At 57.0% G+C, this 1,626-nt stretch carries 2 protein-coding genes; both read right to left on the reverse strand.

All coding sequences use genetic code 11. The features are described 5' to 3' along the window. On the reverse strand, window positions 1-138 hold a 138-nt coding region (locus FTU64_RS16425), incomplete at its 3' end, for a LysR family transcriptional regulator (protein ID WP_257222279.1). 27 nt (window positions 139-165) lie between these two features. Beyond that, the gene (floR, locus tag FTU64_RS16185; RefSeq protein WP_000214122.1) at window positions 166-1,380 is read right to left on the reverse strand and encodes a chloramphenicol/florfenicol efflux MFS transporter FloR; all 1,215 of its coding nucleotides are present in this window, start codon (window positions 1,378-1,380) and stop codon (window positions 166-168) included. Between the last annotated feature and the right edge of the window lie 246 nt (window positions 1,381-1,626).

The following is a 1,626-nucleotide window of genomic DNA, read 5'->3' on the forward strand; positions in this document are numbered from 1 at the left end:
GCTGATACCAAGTGCCTTGGCCGCATGCCGAAAATTCAGATGCTCGGCGACGGCGATGAACTGAACAAGGGAAATGAGCGGTATCCTGCCAGACAGGATACCGACATTCACGAGGTTTCGATGGTTAGTGCGCCGCATCGGAGCGGGCCTGCTACCAGTCGTCGGTTAGACGACTGGCGACTTCTCGGTGGCAGCCCCACGGAGCCGAAGGAGCACCAGCCCCAACGAAACCAGTACCGCCATCGCCGTGGCGTAACAGATCACGGGCCACGCTGTGTCACCGTTTAAAAGTGCCACCGCCAATGTCCCGACAATGCTGACTATCAGGCTTTGAACGCAGAAGTAGAACGCGACCGCTGATCCCGCGATGTCGTCGAACTCTGCCAAAGCGCCGTTCGCGGTAACGGACACCGTGAAGACAATACCGACCGCGACAACCCACATCGGTAGGATGAAGGTGAGGAATGACGGCGAGCCGTAAAGTTCGCCGATCCCCAACAGGACCGCTCCGCAAACAAGCAACGCCATCCCACGCGCCACGCATCCTGCGATGCCCCATCTGGCGACAAAGGACTTCGCGAAACGGGTTGTCACGATCATTACAAGCGCGACAGTGGCGAAGGCAAAGCTGAATCCGATCTCGGAATATTCCGCTTGGCCTATGAGCACACGGGGAGCCGTCGAGAAGAAGACGAAGTAGGTGCCCATACCGGCGCTAAAGCCGACAGTGTAAACCCAAAAAGCCGGACTCGCGAAGATCGGCAAGACAGATCGGCGCGTCTTGACTTGATCCAGAGGGCGGGTTTCGTGCCACCTGAAACCCGCATTTAGGAGTGCGAGCATCGCCAGTATAGCCAAAGTAATGAATATCGCCTGCCATCCCAAGAACTCGCCGATCAATACTCCGGCGATAGGGCCGAGCGCAGGCACGAACGCCAGCATCGAACTGAAAAGGCCGTAGATGACGACACCCTCAGGACGGTTGGCATAAACGTCGCGAACCGTCGCGAACGTCGCCACCAGCATGGCCGACGCGCCCACTGCTTGAAGTAGACGGAAAGCGACAAAGGCCGGTGCAGTTGAAGACCAAGCTGCTCCCAGAGACGCAATGACGAAAGCCGTTGCGCCCGCAAGTAGAATTGGCCGTCGCCCGATTCTGTCTGAGAGCGGACCAAAAATCACCTGGCCCACGCCGAGCATCACCATATAGAGGCTCAACGTGAGTTGGATCATAGCGGGCGTCGTGTTCAGGATGCCGGGCATCGCTGGAACGACAGGGAGATAAATATCCATCGCCAGTGAAGCGAGGATGTCGAAAGGAGCCATCAGCAGCAGTGCTGCCGGCAGCGTATAGGCCCACGCGGGGCGTGTGGTGGTCATGACGAATCAACCCTCGATTAAGGAATACCGGGCGACGTCTGCTCGTCAGCAATCAGATGAGACTAGCCTTACAGAGCGCCGCAACAACAATACTGGTTGTTGCGGCTTACTTGTCTGCTGACTTGGAATTTCCCATCTGATTACTCCACGCTTACGAATATGAATTGCTACATTTTATCCGATTATCTTTTGCTTCGCAATGCGGCATGGGCGCACTCAGCGTTCCAGCCCCCTCTGCCGCCCTAA

The sequence above is a fragment of the Acinetobacter sp. YH12128 genome (assembly GCF_013418655.1).
GTDB classification, from domain to species: domain Bacteria; phylum Pseudomonadota; class Gammaproteobacteria; order Pseudomonadales; family Moraxellaceae; genus Acinetobacter; species Acinetobacter amyesii.